The 509-nt window shown below is 57.2% G+C and carries 1 protein-coding gene and 1 pseudogene; both read right to left on the reverse strand.

What is annotated here, in order from left to right; all coding sequences use genetic code 11:
• On the reverse strand, positions 1 to 369 hold a 369-nt coding region (locus tag FS320_RS44980; RefSeq protein WP_342211982.1), incomplete at its 3' end, for an NAD(P)-binding domain-containing protein.
• 34 nt (positions 370 to 403) lie between these two features.
• Positions 404 to 509, reverse strand: a pseudogene (locus tag FS320_RS44985) (IS5-like element ISMra2 family transposase); the annotation flags it as partial.

Here is a 509-nt window from a genome sequence, read left to right on the forward strand (position 1 = left end):
ATGCGTTTGCCCGGCAAATGCGGCTCCATCCGATCCCACTGGTGATCTTTCAACATCAGACGAACTCCGCTCACCCAAGCCTCCGCGCCCAAAAGGAGCTTGAATCAGATTTGCGAGTCCGTCGAAAGCCTGAATGTCAACGCGCTCTAGAACCGCACCGCCCTCAATGAGGCCCCTCGCCTTCTCGGGAGTGCGGTTCCAAACCACGAGATCGTGTCCGCAGCCCTGAAGCCGCGTTGCGAGGGCAGTGCCCATGCGACCAAGCCCAATGATTCCGATCCTCATCGACGCCTCTCGATTTTGCGCGCTCTTGCTAATGATCTCTGATGAAGAGGCGACACCATGGAGTGAGGCCACTTCTCCATTCATCCGGCTGAACAGACTAGGGCGTGTCTGCAAAGGGCTATAGCCAGAGCATGATCATGCCGATGTTGACCATCGCGAGATAGTTGGCAGCGCGCTTCTCATAGCGTGTGGCGATGCGACGGAATTGCTTGAGGCGGTTGATC

It is taken from the genome of Microvirga tunisiensis (assembly GCF_009296175.1).
Taxonomy (GTDB): domain Bacteria; phylum Pseudomonadota; class Alphaproteobacteria; order Rhizobiales; family Beijerinckiaceae; genus Microvirga; species Microvirga tunisiensis.